This window comes from Comamonadaceae bacterium OTU4NAUVB1, from assembly GCA_024372625.1.
Classification (GTDB): Bacteria; Pseudomonadota; Gammaproteobacteria; order Burkholderiales; family Burkholderiaceae_C; genus Variovorax.
The window spans coordinates 2,835,001-2,851,102 of record CP099605.1 but is presented as its reverse complement, the minus strand read 5'-3'; the positions used below and the strand labels follow the sequence as shown (position 1 = coordinate 2,851,102).

The 16,102-nt window shown below is 69.3% G+C and carries 17 protein-coding genes, 1 pseudogene and 1 riboswitch; of the genes and pseudogenes, 11 read left to right on the top strand and 7 right to left on the bottom strand.

Annotated elements, in window-relative coordinates; translation table 11 throughout:
* Window positions 1-27: 27 nt before the first annotated feature.
* A complete protein-coding gene (locus NF681_16825; GenBank protein ID UST53932.1) occupies window positions 28-1,008 on the top strand; it encodes a tripartite tricarboxylate transporter substrate binding protein in 981 nt (326 codons plus the stop codon).
* A 7-nt stretch (window positions 1,009-1,015) separates the two neighbouring features.
* On the opposite strand, the gene NF681_16820 is transcribed toward NF681_16825, so the two are convergent.
* From NF681_16820 to NF681_16795, 6 genes and pseudogenes are all read right to left on the bottom strand, one after another.
* Window positions 1,016-1,831 carry an HAD hydrolase family protein gene (locus NF681_16820; protein UST55816.1) on the bottom strand — a complete coding sequence of 272 codons (816 nt, stop codon included), beginning with the start codon at window positions 1,829-1,831 and terminating at the stop codon, window positions 1,016-1,018.
* Between the two features lie 150 nt (window positions 1,832-1,981).
* Window positions 1,982-2,326: pseudogene (locus NF681_16815) on the bottom strand (GtrA family protein).
* Between the two features lie 11 nt (window positions 2,327-2,337).
* Entirely contained in the window at window positions 2,338-2,661 is a 324-nt protein-coding gene (locus NF681_16810) for a hypothetical protein (GenBank protein UST53931.1), read from the bottom strand.
* Window positions 2,662-2,680: 19 nt separating this feature from the next.
* Window positions 2,681-4,318: a peptide chain release factor 3 gene (locus NF681_16805; GenBank protein UST53930.1), complete on the bottom strand. Its 1,638-nt coding sequence runs from the start codon at window positions 4,316-4,318 to the stop codon at window positions 2,681-2,683.
* Between the two features lie 130 nt (window positions 4,319-4,448).
* Window positions 4,449-4,892 (bottom strand): hypothetical protein, encoded by a 444-nt coding sequence (locus NF681_16800; protein ID UST53929.1) that lies wholly within the window; start codon window positions 4,890-4,892, stop codon window positions 4,449-4,451.
* A gap of 26 nt (window positions 4,893-4,918) precedes the next feature.
* A complete protein-coding gene (locus NF681_16795) occupies window positions 4,919-5,671 on the bottom strand; it encodes a hypothetical protein (protein UST53928.1) in 753 nt (250 codons plus the stop codon).
* Window positions 5,672-5,823: 152 nt separating this feature from the next.
* Window positions 5,824-5,891, top strand: a riboswitch (S-adenosyl-L-homocysteine riboswitch).
* A 91-nt stretch (window positions 5,892-5,982) separates the two neighbouring features.
* On the opposite strand from NF681_16795, the gene ahcY reads away from it, so the two are divergent.
* The 6 genes from ahcY (at window position 5,983) to NF681_16765 (ending at window position 11,781) form a co-directional block, all read left to right on the top strand.
* Entirely contained in the window at window positions 5,983-7,467 is a 1,485-nt protein-coding gene (gene ahcY, locus NF681_16790; GenBank protein UST53927.1) for an adenosylhomocysteinase, read from the top strand.
* A 10-nt stretch (window positions 7,468-7,477) separates the two neighbouring features.
* The gene (locus NF681_16785; protein ID UST53926.1) at window positions 7,478-8,239 is read left to right on the top strand and encodes a TlyA family RNA methyltransferase; all 762 of its coding nucleotides are present in this window, start codon (window positions 7,478-7,480) and stop codon (window positions 8,237-8,239) included.
* A gap of 34 nt (window positions 8,240-8,273) precedes the next feature.
* Window positions 8,274-9,107, top strand: a complete 834-nt coding sequence (gene metF / locus NF681_16780) for a methylenetetrahydrofolate reductase [NAD(P)H] (protein ID UST53925.1) — start codon at window positions 8,274-8,276, stop codon at window positions 9,105-9,107.
* Window positions 9,108-9,231: 124 nt separating this feature from the next.
* On the top strand, window positions 9,232-9,978 hold the full coding sequence (locus NF681_16775; GenBank protein ID UST53924.1) for a septal ring lytic transglycosylase RlpA family protein: 747 nt from the start codon (window positions 9,232-9,234) through the stop codon (window positions 9,976-9,978).
* 199 nt (window positions 9,979-10,177) lie between these two features.
* Window positions 10,178-11,458 carry a PQQ-dependent sugar dehydrogenase gene (locus NF681_16770; protein UST53923.1) on the top strand — a complete coding sequence of 427 codons (1,281 nt, stop codon included), beginning with the start codon at window positions 10,178-10,180 and terminating at the stop codon, window positions 11,456-11,458.
* The gene (locus NF681_16765) at window positions 11,455-11,781 is read left to right on the top strand and encodes a c-type cytochrome (GenBank protein UST53922.1); all 327 of its coding nucleotides are present in this window, start codon (window positions 11,455-11,457) and stop codon (window positions 11,779-11,781) included. Before NF681_16770 ends, NF681_16765 begins: the two co-directional genes overlap by 4 nt.
* Window positions 11,782-11,823: 42 nt before the next feature.
* On the opposite strand, the gene rlmJ is transcribed toward NF681_16765, so the two are convergent.
* The gene (gene rlmJ, locus NF681_16760; GenBank protein ID UST53921.1) at window positions 11,824-12,741 is read right to left on the bottom strand and encodes a 23S rRNA (adenine(2030)-N(6))-methyltransferase RlmJ; all 918 of its coding nucleotides are present in this window, start codon (window positions 12,739-12,741) and stop codon (window positions 11,824-11,826) included.
* A gap of 210 nt (window positions 12,742-12,951) precedes the next feature.
* Here rlmJ and NF681_16755 point away from each other — a divergent pair, with 210 nt between their 5' ends.
* The 4 genes from NF681_16755 to erpA all read left to right on the top strand — a co-directional run bounded on the left by NF681_16755 (window position 12,952) and on the right by erpA (window position 15,572).
* The gene (locus NF681_16755) at window positions 12,952-14,016 is read left to right on the top strand and encodes a porin (GenBank protein UST53920.1); all 1,065 of its coding nucleotides are present in this window, start codon (window positions 12,952-12,954) and stop codon (window positions 14,014-14,016) included.
* Between the two features lie 174 nt (window positions 14,017-14,190).
* Complete coding sequence (gene rplM, locus NF681_16750; GenBank protein ID UST53919.1) at window positions 14,191-14,622, top strand: 50S ribosomal protein L13; 432 nt, start codon at window positions 14,191-14,193, stop codon at window positions 14,620-14,622.
* Window positions 14,623-14,633: 11 nt separating this feature from the next.
* The gene (gene rpsI, locus NF681_16745; protein ID UST53918.1) at window positions 14,634-15,026 is read left to right on the top strand and encodes a 30S ribosomal protein S9; all 393 of its coding nucleotides are present in this window, start codon (window positions 14,634-14,636) and stop codon (window positions 15,024-15,026) included.
* Between the two features lie 180 nt (window positions 15,027-15,206).
* Window positions 15,207-15,572, top strand: coding sequence for an iron-sulfur cluster insertion protein ErpA (gene erpA / locus NF681_16740; protein UST53917.1), 366 nt, complete (start codon window positions 15,207-15,209; stop codon window positions 15,570-15,572).
* Window positions 15,573-16,102: the final 530 nt, after the last annotated feature.

Below are 16,102 nucleotides of genomic sequence, written 5' to 3'. Positions count from 1 at the left end.
GAATCCATGTGCCCAGGAGCCGTATCCATGTTTCGTCGTTCCATCGTCCGCGTCGCCACCACCCTGACCTTCGCCGGTCTGACGGCCGCCATCCCCTTCGCCGCCGCGCAGGCGCAGGGCTTTCCCGCCAAGCCGGTCAAGCTCGTCATCGCCTTTCCGGCGGGCGGGCCGACCGACATCACCATGCGCCAGCTCGCCGACAACGCCTCGAAGATCCTCGGCCAGCCCGTCATCGTCGACAACAAGCCCGGTGCCGGCGGCACGCTGCCGGCGCAGTCGCTCCAGACCTCGGCGGCCGACGGCTACACCGTCGCGCAGATCCCGCTGGGCGTGTTCCGCCTGGGCTACACCACCAAGCTCAACTGGGACCCGATCAAGGACATCAGCTACGTCATCAACGTCACCGGCTACGCCTTCGGCGTGGTGGTGCCGGCCGACAGCCCGTTCAAGACCTGGGCCGACTTCGTCGCCTACGCCAAGGCCAACCCCGGCCGCCTGACCTACGGCTCGACCGGCAACCTGACCAGCCCCCACCTCACCATGGAGACGCTGGCCCAGCGCGCCGGCATCCAGCTGCAGCACGTGCCCTACAAGGGCAGCGCCGACCTGATGCTCGCCACGGTGAGCGGCCAGCTCATGGCCGCGGCCGACAGCACCGGCTTCGCGCCGCAGGTCGAGGCCGGCAAGCTGCGCGTGCTCAACACCTGGGGCGCCACGCGCCTGGCCAAGTTCCCCGACGCGCCCACGCTCAAGGAGCTGGGCTACGACATCGTGCAGAACTCGCCCTTCGGCATCGGCGCCCCCAAGGGCACGCCGCCCGAGGTGGTCAAGAAGCTGCACGACGCCTTCAAGCAGGCGATGGAGGAGCCCAGCTACGTCGCCGCGCTGGGCCGCTACGACATGCTGCCGGACTACAAGAGCACCGCGCAGTACACGCAGTTCGCGGTCGACACGGTGGCCAAGGAGAAGGTGGTGATCGACAAGCTGGGGTTGGCCAAGCCCCAGTGAGGGCGGCTCACCGTGCCGCGAGCACGGCGCGCGCCACCTCGGCGAAGCCCGCCCCGCGCTCGCTCTGCGTCACATAGCGCGGCAGGTGCGCCAGCTTGGGCACGAAACGCGCCACGTTGGCCACGCCGATGCCGTGCGCGAAGGCCTCGAACATGAGCTGGTCGTTGGTGGAGTCGCCGACGTAGGCCCAGCGATCCATCTCGTCGTCCAGCGAGCGGTCCCACAGTTCGCGCACGATCCAGCGCGCGCCGGCGAGCTTGTCGTTGTCGCCCAGCCAGCCGTTGACGTGGATGCTGCTGACGGTGGCGTGCAGGCCCTCGGCGCGCATGAGCGCGGCCACGGCGTCGATGGCGGCCTCGTCGAGCTGCGCGAATTCACCATGGTCGATGGCGATGTCGGTCTCGCGCCCGGCCGAGTCGGTGGCGCGGCGGGCCCCGGGCACCTCGCGCTCGATGCGCTCGAGCACCCGCTGCAGGTGGGCGTGGTTCGCGGCGCGTGTGCCGGCGTCGCGCAGGAAGTAGCGTTTCGGGGGCACCGGATGCAGGCTGTCCCCGGGCCGCCACGGCGGGGGCGGCAGCAGCGCCACGGCGCCGTTCTCCGCCACGATGGCGTCGACCGGCCATGTCGCGATGAAGGGCAGGCTCCAGCCCACCGGCCGGCCGGTGATGGCGACCACCTTCAGCCCGGCGGCGCGCAGCGCGCCCAGGGCGCGCAGGGCGTCGGGCGTGATGGCGCCGTCGGTGGTCAGGGTGTCGTCGATGTCGGTGAAGACGCCCGTGAGCGCGGCGCGCTCGGCCGCCGGCCAGGTCGCGAGCGGCCGCAGGCGCGGCCCGGCCGCCCGGACGTCCCGGGCCGCCGTGCCGCCGGGCGATGGCGCGGCCGCAGTTGCGGCATCGTCGCGGTCGGCCGCGCCGAAGACGAGGTAACGCGCCGCCGCGAAGTTCGCGAACATCCCGCCCAGGCTGCCCAGCGCCACGCCCAGCGCGGGCGCGAACGCGGCGTCCACGCCGCGCAGGGTCAGCACGTAGAGCGCGTAGTTGATGGCGGCCCCGCCCAGCATCGAGGCGATGTAGCGCAGGTATTCGCGGCCGATCGAGCGCGGCGTCGCGTGGGCCCGGGCGCGCCGCGCGAAGGTGAAGCGCCGGTTCAGCCACCACGTCGCCGAGGCGGCGGCCAGGAACGACACCACGCGGGCGGCGTACCAGCCCAGCAGCGGCGCCAGCACGTGCAGCACGGCCAGGTCGACCAGCAGCCCGGCGACGCCGACGACGGCGAAACGCAGGAACTGCCCCTTCAGCAAACCGCGCACGCGGGACATCGGCGTCGCCTTCATGCGGGACGTCCCTGCGCGCGCGCCGCGTCCAGGGGCCCGGCGGTCGCCAGGGGTGCCGGGGCGTCCCGCGCCGCGCCGCGCGTGGCCGGGATGGACAGGTACACCAGCCGCTTGGCTTCCTGCCGGCCGAGCGTGACGGTGTGCAGCACCATCGGATGGGCGAGCGGTCCGACCCGGTCGTCGGCGGCCGGCACCGACGCGCCCGTCACGGTGCCGCCGCCCGGCAGCAGCCGCCGGCCGAGGCCCCAGCAGCCGAACAGCCAGATGCCCAGCAGCGCGTACTCGGCGAGCGCAAAGACCAGCGGATTCGACGACGGCACGGACGGCGGCTCCCGCGCGTCAGCCCGCGTTCTGCAGCGACAGCCCGGCGTGCTCGCGCAGCGGATGGAAGTGGATCTTCGGGAAGCGCTCCTGCGCGAGCCGCACGTCGTAGGGCGAGGTGCAGAGGTAGGCCAGCGTGTTGGCCGCGTCCAGCGCCATGCGCGCCGGGTAGGCGTTGACGAACTCGCGCAGCTCGGCCGGCGTGTCGGCGGTGATCCAGCGCGCGCCCGTGTACTGGCAGCCCTCGAGCCGCACGTCGCAGTCGTACTCGCCCTTCAGGCGGTGCTGCACCACCTCGAACTGCAGCTGGCCGACCGCGCCCAGCAGCATCGGCCCGCCGATCTCCGGGCGGAAGACCTGGATCGCGCCTTCCTCGCCGAGTTGCGCCAGGCCCTGCTGGAGCTGCTTGGTGCGCAGCGGGTTCTTCAGGATGACGGTCATGAAGAGTTCCGGCGCGAAGAAGGGCAGGCCGGTGAACATCAGGTTGGCGCCGTCGGTGATGGTGTCGCCGAGCTGCACGCCGCCGTGCGTCGTGAAGCCGACGATGTCGCCGGCGAAGGCTTCCTCGACCGCCTCGCGGCGCTGGCTCATGAAGGTCACGACGCTGGTCGGGCGCAGCTCCTTGGCCGTGCGCTGCACCTTGAGCTTCATGCCCGGCGTGTAGCGGCCCGAGGCCATGCGCACGAACGCGATGCGGTCGCGGTGCGCCGGGTCCATGTTGGCCTGCACCTTGAAGACGACGCCGGCGAAGTCCTTGTCCGCCGGCTGCACCTCCCGCACCACCGGCTGGCGGTTGACCAGCGTGGTGCTGGTGCGCGACTGCGGCGAGGGCGCGAGGTCGACCAGCGCGTCGAGCACCTCCATCACGCCGAAGTTGTTGACGCCCGAGCCGAAGAACACCGGCGTCTGCCGGCCCGCCAGGAAAGCCTCGCGGTCCCAGGCGGGGGAGGCGCCGGCGGCGAGTTCCATGCTCTGCTCGGCGTTCTCGAACTCGGCGCCGAAGCGCCCGATGAGTTCGTCGCGGTCGTCCAGGCGGATGGTCTCGAACTCCTGCGGCAGGCGCTCCTTGCCGGAGTCGAACACCGTCATGGTCTGGGTGCGCAGGTTCATGATGCCGCCGAAGCTCTTGCCCTGGCCGACCGGCCAGGTCATCGGCACGCACGGCATGCCCAGCTCGCGCTCGATCTCGTCGAGGATGTCCAGGGGCTCGCGCACCTCGCGGTCCATCTTGTTGACGAAGGTGATGATGGGCGTGTCGCGCTGGCGGCAGACCTCGATCAGGCGCCGCGTCTGCGCTTCCACGCCGTTGGCCGCGTCGATCACCATCAGGGCCGAGTCGACCGCCGTCAGCACGCGGTAGGTGTCCTCGGAGAAGTCCTTGTGGCCGGGCGTGTCGAGCAGGTTGATCACGTGCTCGCGATAGAGCATCTGCATCACCGAGGAGGCCACCGAGATGCCGCGCTGCTTCTCGATCTCCATCCAGTCGGACGTGGCGTGGCGCGTCGCCTTGCGCGCCTTGACCGAACCGGCGATCTGGATCGCGCCGGAGAACAGCAGCAGCTTCTCGGTCAGCGTGGTCTTGCCGGCGTCGGGGTGGGAGATGATCGCGAAGGTGCGGCGGCGCTGGGTTTCTTCGAGGAATTTGTCGGTCGACATCGGGGCGGACTCAATGGGGATGTGCGAGGTGCGCGACCGCCGGGGCGCTGTCGGGCGCGGCGGGCGGAAGGCTGGAAGGGACGACATTGTCCCTCAGGCACGTTCGCGCCGCCGACCCCTCCGGGATGGTTCAGGTGCGCCGGAACTGCTTGCGCAGGAACGCCCGGTGCCGCGCGATGTGCGCCAACTGGGGCTCGGCGATGGTGCCGCCGAGGTCGACGCCGTCGCCGTTGAGCACGTCGTTGGCGAAATCAAGGGCGCGCGCGACCACCTCCTCCTCGCCCACGCCCTGCCGCGCGGCGAGGTCGAGTGCGACGCGCTTCATCGCCCGCTGCGACAGCATCCACATCGCGCCGAAGGAATCCCAGGCGGTGGCCGCGTCCTTGAACCGGTCGCGCTCGGCCAGGATCTGGTCGAGCGGCCGGGCCAGGATGGCCTCGAGTTCGCCGAGCTTCTGCGCGAGTGCTTCGTTGCGCGCCTCCAGCGCCTCGCGCAGGTCGTCCGCGCTGGGCGGCGGCGTGATGGACCCGTCGGGATTCGGGGCGGCGATCTGGAGCGAGTCGGACAGGGGCATGGGGCGCGATTCTCGCGCCCCCGTCGTCACATCGGCGGCACGAAGCCGTTGCGCCCGGCCAGCACGCGCACCGCCGTGGGCATGCCGTTGCGCTCCTGCGCGTTGACCAGGACGCGCGCGCCGGGCACCAGCAGCGCGTCGGTGGCCGGACGGAAGGTGACGACCGGCACGTCGCGCGGCACGACCACGGTCTTCTCGCCGCCCTTGTAGGCCAGGCGAAGCTGCTGGCCGCCGCGCACCGACGCCGGCGCCGCGGCCAGGTCGGCGACGGTGGCGTTGGTCATGGTGCTCTTGGGTTCCAGGTCCCAGGGGAAGTGGCCTTCGCCGGTGCCGCGCGCCTCGGGCGGGAACACCAGCACCTCGAGCGCGCGCTGCGTGCCGTCGGCCTGCGGCATGGCGGCGGTACCGATGTAGCTGCCCTTGGTGATGTCGGCCAGCCTGATCGGATAGACCTCGGAGACCGGCAGGTCGGGCACGCGCGCCAGGCTCACGACCTCGCCGCCACGGTCCTTCACGATCAGCCGGGTGGCGTCGACGTAGACCACCGTGCCGCGGATGCGCACCGTGGGGGCGGCCGGCGCGACGGGCGCGGCGCGCGCGGGTGCCGCGCCCATCGGGGGCGCCGGCTGGCTCCAGGCGGCCTGGGGCGCGACCAGCAACCCGGCGAGGCCCGCCACGGCGATCGCCATGGCGCCACGGTGGAAAAGGCGGGAGCCGGGGGCGGCGGGGTTCGGCGGGGACGTCGGTGCGGAGCGGGCGGCGGGGAAGGTGCGCGTCATGGGGAAGCCTGGAGTGGAAGGTCGACCGCGCCGGTCGCCGGCGGCCCCGGAACGCGGATCGGCCACGACTGTAGGCAGGCGCCGGCCCGCGCGCGTGCAGGGATTCGGGCCGTGCCGAGGCAGGGAGAAACCGGTGCGGGGCTAAAATCGCGCTTCCGAGGAGCGTTGCAGCGCCGTCAGGCGTGAGGCTCGGAACACATCGCAACCACGCTCATCCGCTGTCCATCGCGGTGAGTTCCGTCCCTGTTTTTCCTGTGGACGACCCCCGACGGTCCAGCGGCATCCGCCACCAGCCCTGGAGTCCTTCCCTCATGAGCGCCGTCCTCGAATCCCCGTCCTCCGTCTCGCCCCTGCTGCCCTCGGCCACCGCCGTCGCCGAGCCCGCTTCGCCCGCCGACCAGGCCATCACCGACATCACCCTCGCCGCCTGGGGCCGCAAGGAGATCCGCATCGCCGAGACCGAGATGCCCGGCCTGATGGCCATCCGCTCCGAGTACGCCGCGCAGCAGCCGCTCAAGGGTGCGCGCATCACCGGCTCGCTGCACATGACGATCCAGACGGCCGTGCTGATCGAGACGCTGCAGGCGCTCGGCGCCGAGGTGCGCTGGGCTTCGTGCAACATCTTCTCCACGCAGGACCACGCCGCCGCCGCCATCGCCGCGGCCGGCACGCCGGTGTTCGCCATCAAGGGCGAGTCGCTCGCGGACTACTGGGACTATACCCACCGCATCTTCGACTTCGGCCCCGAGGGCACCGAGGGCGAAGGCCCCAACATGATCCTGGACGACGGCGGCGACGCCACGCTGCTGATGCACCTGGGCCAGCGCGCCGAGCAGGACCTGTCGCTGATCGACACGCATTCGAGCGAGGAGGAGCGCATCCTCTATGCCGCCATCCGCAGGAAGCTCGCCGAGGACCCGACCTGGTACAGCCGCAAGTCGGCCGAAATCATCGGCGTGACCGAGGAGACGACCACCGGCGTGCATCGCCTGAACGACATGTCGGCCAAGGGCCTGCTGAAGTTCCGCGCCATCAACGTCAACGACTCGGTCACCAAGAGCAAGTTCGACAACCTCTACGGCTGCCGCGAGTCGCTGGTCGACGGCATCAAGCGCGCGACCGACGTGATGATCGCCGGCAAGGTGGCTGTCGTGGCCGGCTACGGCGACGTGGGCAAGGGCTCGGCGCAGGCCCTGCGCGCGCTGTCGGCCCAGGTCTGGGTGACCGAGATCGACCCCATCAACGCCCTGCAGGCCGCCATGGAAGGCTACAAGGTCGTGACGATGGAGTACGCCGCCGACAAGGCCGACATCTTCGTCACCACCACCGGCAACCGCGACGTCATCCGCCACGAGCACATGGTGGCCATGAAGGACCAGGCCATCGTCTGCAACATCGGCCATTTCGACAACGAGATCGACATCGCCTCGATCGAGCAGTACGAGTGGGAAGAGATCAAGCCGCAGGTCGACCACGTCAAGTTCCCCGACGGCAAGCGCATCATCCTGCTGGCCAAGGGCCGGCTGGTGAACCTGGGCTGCGGCACGGGCCATCCGAGCTTCGTGATGTCCTCGTCCTTCGCCAACCAGACCATCGCCCAGATCGAGCTGTTCACCAAGCCCGACGCCTACGAGTCCGGCAAGGTCTACGTGCTGCCCAAGCACCTCGACGAGAAGGTCGCGCGCCTGCACCTGAAGAAGGTCGGCGCGATGCTCACCGAACTCAGCGACGCCCAGGCCGCCTACATCGGCGTGGACAAGGCCGGTCCGTACAAGGCGGACACCTACCGCTACTGATCGCCGCGCCATGCGTGCCGATCAATTGCTGGTGGAGCGCGGCATGGCCGCTTCGCGGTCGCAGGCCGTGCGGCTCATCGCGGGCGGGCTGCGGTGGCGCGACGCGGGCAGCGCCGACGCCTGGCGCGACGTCGGCAAGAACCGCGACGACATCCCCGAGACGGCGGAACTCGACCTCGTCGACGCGGCGGAGTCGCGCTTCGTCTCGCGCGGCGGGCTGAAGCTCGAAGGCGCGCTGGCCGCCACGGGCGTCGATGCACGCGGGCGGCACTGCCTGGACGTCGGCCAGTCCACCGGCGGCTTCACCGACTGCCTGCTGCAGCACGGCGCGGCCCACGTCACGGGCGTCGACGTCGGCCACGGCCAGCTGCACGCGCGCATCCGCGCGGACGAGCGCGTCACGGCCGTCGAGCGCGTCAACGCGCGCGCGCTGACCGTCGCGGACCTGCCCGAGGACGAGCGCACCGACTTCGACCTCGTGGTGGGCGACCTGTCGTTCATCTCGCTGACGCTGGTGCTGCCGGCGGTGGTGCCGTTCCTCGCGCCCGGCGGCGACCTGCTGATGCTGGTCAAGCCGCAGTTCGAACTGCAGCCCGGCCAGGTCGGCAAGGGTGGCATCGTGCGCGACGCGGCACTGCACGCGGTGGTCGAGGCGCGCCTGCGCGAGGCCTGCGCGGCGCTCGGCCTGCGCGTCGTGCGCTGGCTCGACAGCCCGATCGCGGGTGGCGACGGCAACCGCGAGTTCTTCATCCACGCCGTGCGCGCCGCCTAGGGCGACGGCGTCTTTCCTCTTCCAGGAGCCGCGCATGCGCCTTCCCCTGAGTTTCGAATTCTTCCCCACCAAGACGCCCGAAGGCGCGGTGAAGCTGCGCGCCGTGCGCCGCCAGCTCTACGCGACGCGACCCGAGTTCTGCTCGGTGACCTACGGCGCCGGCGGCTCGACCCACGAGGGCACCTTCGCCGCCGTGCGCGAGATCATCGAGGAGGGCATTCCCGCGGCCAGCCACTTCTCGTGCATCGGCGCCACGCGTGCCACGGTGCGCGCGCAACTGGGCGAACTGCGCGCGATGGGCGTGCGGCGCCTGGTGGCGCTGCGCGGCGACCTGCCCAGCGGCTACGGCATCGGCGGCGAGTTCCAGTACGCGAGCGACCTGGTCGAATTCATCCGCGCGGAGACCGGCCGCGACTTCCACATCGAGGTCGCCTGCTATCCCGAGATCCATCCGCAGGCGCGTTCGCCCGGGGCGGACCTGCAGGCCTTCGCGACCAAGGCGCGTGCCGGTGCCGATTCGGCCATCACGCAGTATTTCTTCAGCGCCGAGGCGTACTTCCGCTTCGTCGACGACGCCCGCCGCCTGGGGGTCGACATCCCGATCGTGCCGGGCGTGATGCCCATCACCAGTTCGACCCAGCTGATGCGCTTCTCCGACGCCTGCGGCGCCGAGATCCCGCGCTGGATCCGGCTGCGGCTCAACGGTTTCGGCGACGACATCGAATCGATCAAGTCGTTCGGCCTGGACGTCGTGGCCGCGCTGTGCGAGCGCCTGCGCGACGGCGGCGCGCCGTCGCTGCACTTCTACACGATGAACCAGGCGGCCGCGCCGCTCGCCGTGCTCGATCGGCTCGGCTGGGACGCATGAGCGTGGGGGTGAGGGCAGCGGCACGCGGCCGCGCCGGGCCGGATCGCGCGGCCGTGCGCGGCAGGGGGGCGCGACGATGAGCGGGGCGGTCGCGCGCGGCGCAGCCGGACGCCGGTTCGCGCCGATGGCGTTGTCCGCGGCCTGCGCGATCGCCGCCCTGGTGCTGCTCGACGGCTGCGCCGCGACGCCCGATCCCGTGTCCGCGCCCGTGGGCCCGGCCGCGACGGCCGCGCCGCCATCCGCCGCGCCGGTGGCGGCGCCCTGGTCGGGCACCGGGCTGCTGCGCCCCCTGGCACGCGAGCTCAGCGTGCCCTCGGGCGCGCCGCCGCGCTCGACGGTCCCGACCGTGAACTACGACCTGTCGGCCTCGGGCAACGACGACCCGTTCGCCGGTGCCGACGATGGCATCCCGGGCGACAAGGCACCCGGCGAACTGTTCCAGCGCGGTGGCGCCTCCTGGTACGGCATCCAGTTCCACCAGCGCCGCACGGCCAACGGCGAGCGCTTCGACATGTCGGCCTTCACCGCCGCGCACCGCACGCTGCCGTTCGGCACGGCGGTGTGCGTGCGCAGCCTCACCAACGGGCGCGAAGTGCTGGTGCGGGTCAACGACCGGGGGCCCTTCGGGCCGGGTCGCGTCATCGACCTGAGCCGCGCGGCGGCCGAGGCGATCGACATGGTCGGCCTGGGCATCAAGCAGGTGGCGATCACGGTGATCGACAAGGCCGGCCTCGGCCTGCGCTGCGGCGGCGCGCCGGTCGACCGCGCCGCGCTCGCGGCCCTGGCCGCCGGCGCGGACGGCGGGGGCGAGGAAGGGTTGCCGCGCGCGGCGCCGTCGCGCCGCGCGACCGCGGCGCGCGGCCGGCGCTGACCACGCGGCCGGCGTCCAGGGGCCCGGACAGCGCCGGCCGTTTGCCGCCCCGCGGCGGCACCGGATCGGGGTGTCCCCCAGGTTCCACGTCCATAGGGCAAGTCCCGAGCGGCGCCGATGGCGCATCGCCGCACAGTCGGTCGGCCCGCCGCACGACCGGCGTGGCCGCTCACATCGAACGAACAACAGGAGACAAACGATGTCCACCCCCCTGCGCCGGCCCGCGCGCCTCGCCCTGACCCTCGTTGCGCTCGCGGCCGCGATGACAACCGCCGTGCCCGCCGCGGCGCAGAACATCGAGAAGCTCAAGCAGATGAAGGTGTCGGGCACCGACCCCAACATCCCCACCATCGCGCAGACCGGCAAGAACGCCGATCAGCTGCGCGCCAACCTGAAGGCCATCAAGCTGCCGCCGGGCTTCAAGATCGACCTGTACGCCGTGGTGCCCGACGCGCGTTCCATCGCCGTGGCCCCGGCGGCCAACATGATGTTCGTCGGCACCCGCAAGACCAACGTCTGGGCCGTGACCAACCGCAACGGCGGCGACGCGGCCACCGAGGTCAAGCAGTTCGCGCCGTCGCTGAACTTCCGCAACCCCAACGCGGTGTGCTGGACCCGGGACGGCTTCCTGATCGTCGTCGAGAGCAACCACGTCTATTCCTTCCCGGGGGCCGAGTTCTTCTACGACACGCCCGACGTGGCCGTCGCCGAGGTGGTGCCCCAGGGCCAGTTGATCCCGCCGGAGGAGGAGTCCTTCAACCACAGCGGCCGCGTCTGCCGCGTGGGACCCGACAACAAGCTCTACATCACGCTGGGCCAGCCCTTCAACGTGCAGCCGCGCGAGAAGCTCGCGCTCTACACCAAGACCGGCATCGGCGGCATCGTGCGCATGAACCAGGACGGCACCGGCCGCGAGGTCTACGCCACGGGCGTGCGCAACAGCGTGGGCATGGACTTCAACCCCAAGGACGGCAGCCTCTGGTTCACCGACAACCAGACCGACGGCATGGGCGACGACATTCCGCTCGGCGAGATCAACCGCGCCACCAAGTCGGGCCAGTTCTTCGGCTATCCCTACATCGTGTCCAAGACCCGCATCACCGAGAACGGCTACGACAAGGACCCGATCCCCGCCGGCGCCGTGGATCCGCAGGTGACGACGGTCGCGCACGCGGCCGACCTGGGCATGGCGTTCTACTCGGGCAAGCAGTTCCCGGCCAAGTACCAGGGCGGTTTCTTCTCGGCGCAGCACGGCTCATGGAACCGCACCAAGCCGATCGGCGCGCGCCTGCTCTACACCTCGCTCAAGCCCGACGGGACGGCCGACAAGAACGAGGTCTTCGCCGAGGGGTGGCTGGACGACGCCACCGGCACCTACCGCGGTCGTCCGGTCGACGTGGCGATGGGCAAGGACGGCTCGCTGTTCGTCTCCGACGACTACGTCGGCGCCATCTACCGCATCACCTACCAGGCACCATGAACCGGCACGTCGTCGCATGGACGGTCGCCCTGGCGGCCATGGCGATGGCACCGGCGGCGCCGGCCGCCAGCGCCGTCGCGGGCAAGGCCAAGGCGGCGGCCTGCGCCGCCTGCCACGGCCCGTTGGGCAAGGCCACGATGCCCGACGCCCCCAACCTCGCCGGGCAGCCGGCGATGTACGTGGCCGAACAGCTCAAGGCCTATCGAAGCGGGGCGCGCAAGCATGAGGTGATGTCGTTGATGGCCAAGCCCCTGAAGGACGCCGACATCGACGATCTGGCGGCCTGGTTCGCGTCGATCCAGGTGCAGGTCCAGGCGCCTTGAGCCTGCCGTTTTCGCCGTCGGCGGCGCCGCCGCCGACCGGCGTCAGCCGCCCGCGTCGACCGAGAAGGTCGCGTTGCGGTCCTGCGAGAGCCGTGTCACGAGCTGCGGCAACGCCGCGTCGAGCCTGGCCTTGAGCGTGTAGGGCGGGTTGATCAGGAACATGCCGCTCGCCGGCAGGCCCGGTCGGCGCGTCTCGCCGCTGGGCGCCGTGACGATCCTGCTCGACTTGACCGTGAGCGTCGCGTGCAGCCAGGGCTTGCCGGCCTTGGTCGCCATCGTCTTCAGGCGGCGCGGGAGATCGTGCGCCTCGGGTCGCGGGATGATCGGATACCAGACCGCGTAGGTGCCGGTGGCGAAGTGCTTCATCGCCTCGGCGACGAAGTCGAGCACGCGCGCATAGTCGCTCTTGATCTCGTAGCTCGGATCGCACAGCACCAGCGCGCGGCGCGAGGGCGGCGGCAGGAACTTGGTCGCGCTGCCGAAGCCGTCCTCCATCAGCACCGCGATCTTGCGGCCGGCTTCGAGCTGGGCGATGTTCGCCGACAGCGTGCGCGAATCGGTCGGATGCAGCTCGAACAGCTTGAGCTTGTCCTGGTCGCGCAACAGGTGCTGCACGATGAAGGGCGAACCCGGATAGATGCGGGCGCCACCCTTGGGATTGAAGGCGGAGATCACTTCCAGGTAGCGCGCGATGGCGTCGGCGGGCGGCGCGGTGGCCGGCCCCGCGCCGGGGGCGTCCGGCTTCGGCGCCTCGACGAGGCGCAGCACGCCCTGGGCGGCTTCGCCACTGGTATCGGCGTAGTCGCCGTCGAGCCGGTAGAGGCCCGCGCCGGCATGCGTGTCGACGACCGTGAGGGGGGCTTCCTTCTCCAGCAGGTGGTCGAGGGTCGCAATCAGCACCGTGTGCTTGAGCACGTCGGCGTGGTTGCCGGCATGGAACGCGTGGCGATAACTGAACATGCGGCGATGGTAACTGCCGTGCCCGCACGCCCGGGCGTCGACGATCCGCGCGTCGATTCGACGTCGCCCGTGTCGCGAAGCCTGCCCGGGGTTTCGCGCTTCCTGCCTACATTGGCATTGGCACAACGCTTGCTTTACAAAATTTTGGAATTGTGATTCGAGCCGATTACATTTGCTTCCAAATATTTTCAATTTTCAACGGAATCTGTCATGAATTCTCTCCGTCTGAGCGTCGTCGCCACCGCTGCAGCCCTTGTCGGGCTGGCTGCGCCGGTTCATGCGCAATCGAGCGTGGCCATCTCCGGGCTCGTGGACGTCTATGTCGCGTCCACCCGCATGGCGGGCGCGCCGGGCCGGGTCACCGAACTCGGTTCCGGAGGCCTGACCACGTCGTGGATCGGCTTCCGGGGCACCGAGGACCTGGGCGGCGGCCTGAAGGCCACGTACGCGTTGACGTCGTTCATCCGCGCGGACAGCGGCGTCTATGGCCGCTTCAACGGCGACACGTCGTTCTCCCGCGATGCCAACGTCGGTCTGACGGGCGGCTTCGGCTCGGTGCGGCTCGGTCGCGGCACCGCGCCGAACTTCCTGCCGACGATCTTCGCCAACCCGTTCGGGGATTCGTTCGCCTATTCGCCCCTCGTGCTGCACGCCAACGTCAACACGGCGGGCTGGGGCTATCGCACGACGCCCTCGGACACCGGATGGGGCAACCAGATCGCCTACACCACGCCCAACTACAACGGTCTGGCCGCCACCGTCCAGTACCAGTTCGGTGAGCAGGGCAGCGACACCGGCAACGGCAGCAAGCGCAACGTTGGCCTGAACGTGCTCTACCTCAGCGGTCCCTGGACGGCCGTCGCCTTCTACGAGCGCGACCAAGTGAACAACCCCGTCACCGGCCTCCTGACCACCACGGTCAACGGCGTGGGCGTGCCGGAGACCAAGAAGGACTGGATGGTGGGCGGCAGCTACAACGCCAATTTCGCCCGTTTCTTCCTGACCTACGGCGGTGCGAGGACCGAGGTCGCCGACTACGACGCAAGGACGACTTCGGCCGGCGTGAGCGTGCCGATCGGCTTGGGCAGCCTGATCGGTGCCGTGGCGCGCACCAAGGTCGAGGGCACCTACGACGGCACGCGCACCACCGGCAGCATCGGCTACGACTATTTCCTGTCCAAGCGCACCGACATCTACGCCATCGCCATGCGCGACCACGTGACCGACCGCAACAGCGGCAACAGCGTGGGCGTGGGCATGCGTCACCGTTTTTGAGTTGCGTTTCCGAGGCGAGGTTGCCCCGATGTCGGGGCCAGCATAGAATCGAAGGCTTCGCAGCGCCTGGACGGCCCCGCGGCGAAGTGTGAAACCCACCTAAGAGATTCCCGCCAGAGGAACGCCGACCGTGGAAAAGGGCTCCGCAAACCTCCTCTTCGACAGAGAAAACTCATGACCAAAACGTTCAGCGCAAAGCCCGCTGACGTGACGCACGAGTGGTTTGTGATTGACGCGACCGACAAGGTCCTCGGACGAGTAGCCAGCGAAGTTGCTCTCCGTTTGCGCGGCAAACACAAGGCCATTTACACGCCTCACGTCGACACCGGTGACTTCATCGTCATCATCAACGCATCGCAACTCCGCGTGACCGGCGCCAAGCCGATCGACAAGGTGTACTACCGCCACTCGGGCTATCCGGGCGGCATCACAGCCACCAACTTCCGTGACATGCAAGCCAAGCATCCGGGCCGCGCCCTGGAAAAGGCCGTCAAGGGCATGCTGCCCAAAGGCCCGCTCGGTTACGCGATGATCAAGAAACTCAAGGTCTACGGTGGCGCAGAGCACCCGCATACCGCCCAACAGCCCAAAGCGCTGGAACTGTAAGGAGCCTTGAGATGATTGGTGAATGGAACAATGGCACCGGCCGTCGCAAATCCAGCGTCGCTCGTGTGTTTCTGAAAAAAGGCACCGGCAAGATCACGGTCAATGGCAAGGACATCCAGGCCTATTTCGGCCGGGAGACCTCCATCATGATCGCGAAGCAGCCGCTGTTTCTGACGAACAACGTCGAAGCCTTCGACATCATGATCAACGTGAACGGTGGCGGCGAGTCCGGCCAGGCCGGCGCGGCACGCCATGGGATCACCCGTGCGCTGATCGACTACGACGCGACCCTCAAGCCGGTGCTGAGCCAGGCCGGGTTCGTGACGCGTGATGCGCGCGAAGTCGAGCGCAAGAAGGTCGGTCTGCATTCGGCACGCCGCCGCAAGCAGTTCTCCAAGCGCTGATCGGCATCCGCTGGTTGTACGGAAAACCGCCTTCGGGCGGTTTTTCTTTGGGGGCGAGGCGTGCAAGAGCCCGCACTGCGATCAGCGACAAATTCATCGCCCGAGGCTTGCAATCCACGGACTGCGATAGCATTTCCCTTTAGCGTCGGTGCCTCGACGCACCCACACCGGAGTATCCCCATGAGCGCAGTTGCAGAAGATGTCCAGACCCAGATGCCCGAACCGATTCTGTTCACCGACAGCGCGGCTGCCAAGGTCGCCGACCTGATCGCAGAGGAAGGCAATCCGGACCTCAAGCTGCGCGTCTTCGTCCAGGGTGGTGGATGTTCGGGCTTCCAGTACGGTTTCACGTTCGACGAGATCACGAACGAGGACGACACCATCATGAGCAAGCATGGTGTCTCCCTGCTCATTGATGCCATGAGCTACCAGTACCTGGTCGGGGCGGAGATCGACTACAAGGAAGATCTCCAAGGTGCCCAGTTCGTGATCAAGAACCCCAATGCGACCAGCACCTGCGGTTGCGGCTCCAGTTTCTCGGCGTGAGTGTTCTGCACCATGGCGTCCTGTCGTAGAGGCGGGTTGCCCGGGGTGAACTAGGCACTGCTCGCCGTGAGCGCTGCCACGCAACAAGACCGCCTACGGGCGGTTTTTTTTTGGATCCTCGGCAACGGTCGACGATGACATCAGAAGACCGAAGACTGGACCTTCGGTCGCGACCACACGCCTGATGTCAAAGGCGACATTCGAAACCATTGCTTCGATTGAGATGCTTGAGGTCGGAGGTGATAGGACGTGAAGGAGGCATGCAGGGACCGAACGACGGCCCACGCGCCTTTTATCTCTCAAACGTGTCAGGTCGGCCATTCCATCTAAACACCCAAAGACGCACACACTGGCGTGCGGCTTGGCGCGCATCGCCCGAAGGTATCGATCCTGGCCGCAGCGTTGAGCCGGTGAAAAAGCCGGTTTCCAAGCACGCCAGGTCGCTTCGGGGCAGGCCAGACCTGCCACCCACCGACAGCGGCGTCCGGCACGCGTCGTCTTCTCGACTGCAGGCAACAGTCTCATGCGGT

Bases quoted from the DNA above. Each gene is read 5' to 3' on its own strand.
- erpA (UST53917.1), top strand. From the start codon at position 15,207: ATGAGCGCAGTTGCAGAAGATGTCCAGACCCAGATGCCCGAACCGATT.
- NF681_16770 (UST53923.1), top strand. From the start codon at position 10,178: ATGTCCACCCCCCTGCGCCGGCCCGCGCGCCTCGCCCTGACCCTCGTT.
- NF681_16755 (UST53920.1), top strand. From the start codon at position 12,952: ATGAATTCTCTCCGTCTGAGCGTCGTCGCCACCGCTGCAGCCCTTGTC.
- metF (UST53925.1), top strand. From the start codon at position 8,274: ATGCGCCTTCCCCTGAGTTTCGAATTCTTCCCCACCAAGACGCCCGAA.
- NF681_16800 (UST53929.1), bottom strand. From the start codon at position 4,892: ATGCCCCTGTCCGACTCGCTCCAGATCGCCGCCCCGAATCCCGACGGG.
- rpsI (UST53918.1), top strand. From the start codon at position 14,634: ATGATTGGTGAATGGAACAATGGCACCGGCCGTCGCAAATCCAGCGTC.
- NF681_16795 (UST53928.1), bottom strand. From the start codon at position 5,671: ATGACGCGCACCTTCCCCGCCGCCCGCTCCGCACCGACGTCCCCGCCG.
- NF681_16805 (UST53930.1), bottom strand. From the start codon at position 4,318: ATGTCGACCGACAAATTCCTCGAAGAAACCCAGCGCCGCCGCACCTTC.
- rplM (UST53919.1), top strand. From the start codon at position 14,191: ATGACCAAAACGTTCAGCGCAAAGCCCGCTGACGTGACGCACGAGTGG.
- NF681_16825 (UST53932.1), top strand. From the start codon at position 28: ATGTTTCGTCGTTCCATCGTCCGCGTCGCCACCACCCTGACCTTCGCC.
- NF681_16765 (UST53922.1), top strand. From the start codon at position 11,455: ATGAACCGGCACGTCGTCGCATGGACGGTCGCCCTGGCGGCCATGGCG.
- NF681_16785 (UST53926.1), top strand. From the start codon at position 7,478: ATGCGTGCCGATCAATTGCTGGTGGAGCGCGGCATGGCCGCTTCGCGG.
- ahcY (UST53927.1), top strand. From the start codon at position 5,983: ATGAGCGCCGTCCTCGAATCCCCGTCCTCCGTCTCGCCCCTGCTGCCC.
- NF681_16775 (UST53924.1), top strand. From the start codon at position 9,232: ATGGCGTTGTCCGCGGCCTGCGCGATCGCCGCCCTGGTGCTGCTCGAC.
- rlmJ (UST53921.1), bottom strand. From the start codon at position 12,741: ATGTTCAGTTATCGCCACGCGTTCCATGCCGGCAACCACGCCGACGTG.